A 3408-nucleotide genomic window follows, 5' to 3' on the forward strand; every position below is an offset into this window, starting at 1 on the left:
AACGTGCGCGTAGTGACGTACGGACGAATCGTACTCAACGTGAGCGGTGTTGATGGTGATACCGCGAGCCTTCTCTTCCGGAGCGCTGTCGATCTTGTCGAAGTCGACCTTGGCCGAACCGAAAACTTCGGAGCAGACGCGGGTCAGAGCAGCGGTCAGAGTGGTCTTACCGTGGTCAACGTGACCGATGGTGCCAACGTTGACGTGCGGTTTGTTACGCTCGAATTTTTCCTTAGCCATCTGACTCGTCTCCAACTAGGAATTGAGAACTGACACTGCCATTAAAACAAAGGCAGATATCTTCATATCTGCCTTTGTTGAAGTGGAGCTCATGAGCGGATTTGAACCGCTGACCTCACCCTTACCAAGGGTGTGCTCTACCAGCTGAGCTACATGAGCGAAACGCTTTGCACAAACAGCAAACTTGGAGCGGGCAGCGGGAATCGAACCCGCATCATCAGCTTGGAAGGCTGAGGTTCTACCACTGAACTATGCCCGCGGAGCTTGCGGCTCACGCTTTAAATCTGGTGGAGGGGGAAGGATTCGAACCTTCGAAGTCTATGACGTCAGATTTACAGTCTGATCCCTTTGGCCGCTCGGGAACCCCTCCAAAGTGGGCGGCATTTTAACTACTACCACCGAGCTGTCAAGCAATTTCTCAATAAAAACTTGAGGTTAGCGCGCTTGAACAACCGCCTTGCGGGTCCTCCCCCTCAAAGCGGGCGCCATTCTATGCAAACTAATGGCTGGTTGCAACGCTTTCGCAGGGCATTATCTGATGCTGCAGATCTTGGAAGTCAGAAGCGAGCTGGGGCATCACGTCGTCCGCCAGGCGGCGACTCTCCGGCGCGATACGCACCCAGAAACTGCGCTGCGCGCGCGGCAGTTCGCGCAGCATTGGCTCGTAGCCGGCATCGCGAAGTCGCTGCATCACGCTCTCCGCGGAATCGCTGCGCGGAAAGATGCCGAGCGAGATACCGTTCGCCAGATCGCCCTGAGTAATGATGTAGCTGTCGATCTTGCGCGCCTGCAATTCCTTCAACTGGCGTAGCGAAGCCTGACGAGACGCCAGCGGGGCCAGATATACCCAGTAGTCCATACCCGCCGCAGCGTTCACCGGACGCACCTCAGCCTGGATGTCCAGTGCGATCAGGCGTTGCTCGACCTGCTGCGCCCCACTTTCTTGCTGGAAGCCGCCCAGAAAAAGACAGGTCTGATCTTGTCCATGAACGGGAGCCTGCGATAACTCCGGCCGCGTCTTGGCACGATCCGACGCATCGAGCAGACGCAACCCCTGCTGCGCTCCGTGGTAAAGCGCCATTGGCTCCACCTCTTTCACACGCAGCGGAGCCTGCTGCTGATGCCAGACGTAATAGAAAAGATTGAGGACGAGCAGAAGCAGAAACACCCAACGCATCAGCGAACTCCCGGCAAAGGACAGGCCTGGGCGAGACCAATGAAAACCAGATCGGACACCAGACTGGCCTGAGGCAACACCGCCTCTATCTGGGATGCATCGCCGCCAGTCAGATAGATGCTGAAATGCTCTCCCCAGCGCTCGCGAGCCAGCTCTACCTGGGTTAGCGCAAAGCCCCGCAACATCAAAGCGCAACCGCGCTCGACGGCCTCCGCCGTCGAGCGGCCCGGCTGAAAACTCTGCAATGCCTGCTCAGCCGCCTCGTCGCCGTACCGGATGCGCCGGGTATGGGTGCGCAGCTGGTTGCGCATCAGGGGTAACCCAGGACAAATGTACCCCCCCAAATGCTCGCCTTCCGCATTCACGAAGTCAGAGGTGACGGCTGTGCCAAGGTCCAAGACCAGGCAAGCGCCGCCAGCCAGCTGATAAGCGCCGACCACCGCCAGCCAGCGGTCGAGCCCGAGACGAGCATACTCGGCATAACCATTACGAACACCGGCCAGCGACAGCGCTGGCTGAGCACACAGCACCGGAACGGCGAACTCGGCCTCGAGCATGCTCACCAGCGACGCGGTCTCGGCATCGCTGCGCACACTGACCAGTCGGACTCCCGAAAGGAACAGACCAGAGACGCCGCGCAATGCTGCAAGCAGGGCCTCATCTGAGTCGACGACGCCACCCATCGACGCGCCACCCAGCACCCGCCACTTGATCAGGCTATTGCCGCAGTCCAGCTCAAGAATCATCACGCAACCTCAGGCTAAGCTCACCGCCACTGAACTGCCGCTCCTGCCCTGCCACCCTGAGACGCAAAGCACCCTGGCGGTCAACGCCCAAAACAACACCATCTATGCGTTGCGGTCCGGCGATCAAGCTGACCTCTTTTTCTTGCCAAAGATGGCAGGACTCCCATTCCTCTTGAAGGCCCTGGAAACCCTCACGCTCATGCCGTTCCAGGTAATGCCGCAGCCAGCGCCCGAGCACCAGAGCCAGGTCAGTGCGATCTACAATATGGCCACAGAGCTCTCGCATCGAAGTCCACGGTTGGTCGATCTGAACTTCAGACCTAGGCAACATGTTCACGTTGATCCCTATACCGATGACCACCTGGCAGGTCCCAGAGGGGTCACCCGATAGCTCCAGCAACACGCCGGCGATCTTGCGGCCAGAGACCAGCAAGTCGTTAGGCCATTTCATGCCAACACCATTAAGGCCCAACTCCTGCAGACTCCGCAGGACAGCCAGCCCAACAGACAAGCTGAGCCCCTCTAGCGAAAAACCTGCGCCCTCTACACGCAACCCCAAGCTGAAATAGAGGTTTTCACCGAAGGGACTCACCCAGCTCCTACCCCGGCGACCGCGCCCACTCTCCTGTCGTTCGGCGAGAATGAGCAATGGCGCATCGGCATTGGCCGCGAGCTGTCGTAGCGCCTGGGCATTGGTCGAGTCGAGGCTTTCGAAAACCTGGGCATGCCAGCCGGCCTGTAGACATTCGGAAGCGATAACGCCCTGATCAAGAAACGATATCGGTGAAGCAAGTCGATAGCCGCGACCGCGAACCCGATGGATTTCCAGCCCCAATGCTTCAAGTTGCTCCAGGCGTTTCCATACGGCCGCCCGACTCACGCCGAGCAGCGCCCCGAGGGCCTCACCAGAGTGAAAGCGACCATCACCCAGTAATTGCAGCACTTCTCGCATCGATTATGCCCAAGCAAAGAGGGACGCATCATAGCGATGCAGTCGCCAATTGCCTAGAAATGCGGAGCCAACCGTGCAGTCACTGGGTGGGTACTGGTACCGTAGCGATCGACCAAGCCACCGAAAAGTAAAAAAGCCATCTAGATGGATGGCTTTTCGTAGATGCACATACCAGCAATCAGCATTATTCACAGCGCACAGCGCACAGCGAGCGATACGACCCAAGCCTAACGCATGCATGCTGCGTGCGCATGCGGGTTCGCGGGGCGGCTCCGCTCGTTGCAGTTTTCTAG

The 3408-nt window shown here is 58.5% G+C and carries 4 protein-coding genes and 3 tRNA genes; all 7 read right to left on the minus strand.

Features of this window, described 5'->3' with window-relative positions:
• The coding region (locus NF616_RS21105) for a GTP-binding protein (RefSeq protein WP_252275730.1) at positions 1-240 on the minus strand (240 nt) is incomplete at its 3' end.
• Positions 241-323: 83 nt separating this feature from the next.
• Positions 324-399, minus strand: a tRNA-Thr gene (locus NF616_RS21110).
• A 26-nt stretch (positions 400-425) separates the two neighbouring features.
• Positions 426-499, minus strand: a tRNA-Gly gene (locus tag NF616_RS21115).
• A gap of 26 nt (positions 500-525) precedes the next feature.
• Positions 526-610, minus strand: a tRNA-Tyr gene (locus NF616_RS21120).
• Positions 611-739: 129 nt separating this feature from the next.
• Positions 740-1417: an SPOR domain-containing protein gene (locus tag NF616_RS21125; protein ID WP_252275731.1), complete on the minus strand. Its 678-nt coding sequence runs from the start codon at positions 1415-1417 to the stop codon at positions 740-742.
• Complete coding sequence (locus NF616_RS21130) at positions 1417-2163, minus strand: pantothenate kinase (RefSeq protein ID WP_252275732.1); 747 nt, start codon at positions 2161-2163, stop codon at positions 1417-1419. The genes NF616_RS21125 and NF616_RS21130 overlap by 1 nt, the downstream gene beginning before the upstream one ends.
• Positions 2153-3115, minus strand: coding sequence for a bifunctional biotin--[acetyl-CoA-carboxylase] ligase/biotin operon repressor BirA (gene birA / locus NF616_RS21135; RefSeq protein WP_252275733.1), 963 nt, complete (start codon positions 3113-3115; stop codon positions 2153-2155). Before birA ends, NF616_RS21130 begins: the two co-directional genes overlap by 11 nt.
• Positions 3116-3408: the final 293 nt, after the last annotated feature.

The organism is Pseudomonas subflava (genome assembly GCF_023823685.1).
Classification (GTDB): Bacteria; Pseudomonadota; Gammaproteobacteria; order Pseudomonadales; family Pseudomonadaceae; genus Aquipseudomonas; species Aquipseudomonas subflava.